Here is a 2,945-nt window from a genome sequence, read left to right as displayed (position 1 = left end):
TACTCAGACAAAATGGGGTTAGTACTCAGACAAAATGGGGTTAGTACTCAGACAAAATGGGGTTAGTACCCTCCTTGTACTCTTACTCTCCCAACGGGTACAGAGCCCCTAAAAGGTATTCTTAAAAAGTATTATAAAAAGTATTATAAAAAGTACTATAAAAGACAATCAAAATTAGGTGCATAAATTTGATACCCATACCTTATGAATAGATACTGCAAAAGTGTTACTAAACCAGTCCAAATATGTCCCCTTACTGTCCAATAATGTTGCACGTACAATAGTTTAGGCAATTTCATGCTATACAAAACAAAATCAAGGACAAAAGTTTAGCTTGCGCAGCAAGCTAAAGATTATAAAAATACCCAAAGAAAAAATGAAGCCTTGCTCCGCAAGACAAAAGATATTTTAAAAGATCAAAAGCAAAAGATAGTCGCTCCGCTCCATCGTCAAAGAAAAATAAGGGGGCAAGGAGGACTTTTAAATCAGCTTTAGAGTTATTGCCTACTGAAAGGACAAAGTTTGTATAAGGCTCGCTATTCGCTCGTGCAGGGCAAGCCCTACATACCCAAAAGCAGATAAAAACCATTGTTTAAACATTTTAAACAATAAATAGGCTCACAATATGCTTTTAAAAGCAAAAAAATGACGTTTAAGGAGTTTTAGGACCTTTGTACGTAAAATACCTAAAGCGGGTATGCAAAACCTCTCAGAAACGATTTTAGAGCTTTAAAGACGATATTCGTATTTATAGTTAACAGATAAAAACAAAACGTTATTTTTTTGTCACAGTTTCAACTGTATATAAAGGGTACAATAAAGAAAATGCTTTTATACTAGGAGGGAAATATCATGATAAAAGACTTTAAAATTAATTTTGAAGCAGTTAAAAAATCAAATAAGATTTGTATTGCTAGGAAAAAAGAAATTTTAATCACTGTTTTGTATCAAATAGAATCCCTTTTTAGTGAGGAAATTGAATATACTAACAATGAAAAACAAGAAGCAAAAATTATTTATGACGAAATAAAAAATTATTTATTAAATTATTAAAAAGTTCTTTATGAAAGAGAGGTTGAAAATTATGAAGAAGATACTTTTATTAGTATCATTTTTAGTACTATTTTTAAGCGGGTGTGGGGGGAGAGATTTATCAAACGTAAGAACCTCCCTTTACGGTCATTGGATAGAAAATGAAAGTGGAATACATTATTATTTCAGCGATGAAGGTTATATTAAGGTCACTGAAGATGGCCGAGAAGAATATAATTACAAAGTATTAGACCATGATGAAGTCAAAAATATGATAAGACTTGATGAATCAGATAAGGCAGATGGATCAGGTTTTACTAAAGACTACATTTTCAGTAATGACGAAAGAACCTCAGTAGAGGTTACTGCTTATGCAGAATCATTCAAATTGTCAAATATTGAGGCAGACGAAGGTAATGAATGGGTTAATGAGATAGTTGAGGATTCGATGAATGAAATAATCGCTAGTCAAGAAGGAAAAACATTTGTTTCATACATGGAATACGTAGACAGTAGTCAAGAGCCATAAGCGTCAAATTATTTTACAAGATAGGATATTTTAACAAAGGATGCACCTGTACACGATAAAAAAATGTGTTAGGCAAGCAACGGGTTTGTGTACACAAACCCCAAAACGTAAGTTTTGGCTTGATAGGAAATATTTCCTATGACCTTATAATTTTTTGAGATAAATCTAAAAAAATATTGTCGCTGTTGCTCGATAAAATCTTTAAAATCATTTTTATCTTTATTACCCCTTTTTCAAAAAAAGGCGCACTTATACACGATTTTAAAAAGACCGTGTATTGTGCTAAAACAAAAGAGCGAGGGCGCACTTATACATCATCTTTAAGAATGATGTTAAGTACGCCCTTTTTGTGTGAAAAAATTCTTCGAATTTTTAAGAATTCACTACGCTTCATGCTTGAAAAAAAAAGACCCAATCGTGAAAAAAAATGATGGGGTCTTTTTCCTATTCTTCAAGATAATTATATAAAGGTACTCTTGGTTTTTTAGGTCCTTTTTCTTTAAAACGAACTTCTATAGCTGCAATTTTATTTCCTTTTCGTGCTTTATGTTTAATGATTTTTAAGTCGTCAAAATAAGCAGAAAGTTCTTTTTTTATTGGATTTAACACTCGCTCGTCAATTTTACTCATGGAATAGCTCTCTGGTATATCAAGAAGTTCGCGGAAATCTTCTATTTTAACTTTATAAAACCCAGTAGAACGATATTGTTTCAGTAATCGGTACATTGTTTTAGCATAGCTTGATCGTATGCCTGTAAATTCTTGTAATTCAAATTTAGTAAACTCACTAGATAACTCATTAAGAATGTAATCAAGGTCAGGATTTACTGAAATATCAACGTATTGATTGTTCTCGTCAATTCTAAAACCTGTAAATAGCACAAACTTCTCTCTTATGCCCTCTTCATAAGTCCGGTATGTAAGTTGAAGCATTTTGTCATAAACATCTTCTAAGTCGTCTGAAAATCTTTTTACAGATGTAGGTTTGTAGTCACTCAACTCTTTTAAGTCTTCAAATGAAAATCGAACCTTTCGCTCACCTTTATCTTTCATTTTCGCACAAATCGAAAAGAATAAGTTCATTTCAACGCTATTAAAATTACGCATAGGGATAAGGTTTAGCTCGTTTTTGTATCTAACTTTTATGTTTGACATTTAATCACCTCAAAAAAACTTTAGCATACTAACCCCTTAACTTCAAACGAGGGGTTAATACTCAGACAAAATGGGGTTAGTACTCAGACAAAATGGGGTTAGTACTCAGACAAAATGGGGTTAGTACTCAGACAAAATGGGGTTAGTACTCAGACAAAATGGGGTTAGTACCCTCCTTGTACTCTTACTCTCCCAACGGGTACAGAGCCCCTAAAAGGTATTCTTAAAA

Annotated in this window: 3 protein-coding genes; 2 read left to right on the top strand and 1 reads right to left on the bottom strand. The window is 32.6% G+C overall.

Features of this window, described 5'->3' with window-relative positions:
• The first annotated feature begins 852 nt into the window (after positions 1–852).
• Both ACEN36_RS12855 and ACEN36_RS12850 read left to right on the top strand, forming a co-directional pair.
• Positions 853–1,053, top strand: a complete 201-nt coding sequence (locus ACEN36_RS12855) for a hypothetical protein (RefSeq protein WP_407126885.1) — start codon at positions 853–855, stop codon at positions 1,051–1,053.
• A 31-nt stretch (positions 1,054–1,084) separates the two neighbouring features.
• On the top strand, positions 1,085–1,561 hold the full coding sequence (locus ACEN36_RS12850; RefSeq protein WP_407126883.1) for a hypothetical protein: 477 nt from the start codon (positions 1,085–1,087) through the stop codon (positions 1,559–1,561).
• A 444-nt stretch (positions 1,562–2,005) separates the two neighbouring features.
• On the opposite strand, the gene ACEN36_RS12845 is transcribed toward ACEN36_RS12850, so the two are convergent.
• Positions 2,006–2,716, bottom strand: a complete 711-nt coding sequence (locus ACEN36_RS12845) for a replication initiation protein (RefSeq protein ID WP_407126881.1) — start codon at positions 2,714–2,716, stop codon at positions 2,006–2,008.
• Between the last annotated feature and the right edge of the window lie 229 nt (positions 2,717–2,945).

The sequence above is a fragment of the Desemzia sp. FAM 23989 genome (genome assembly GCF_045528345.1).
Classification (GTDB): domain Bacteria; phylum Bacillota; class Bacilli; order Lactobacillales; family Carnobacteriaceae; genus Desemzia.
Note: the sequence above shows the minus strand (reverse complement) of the source record. Positions and strands in the feature narration are given on the sequence as shown.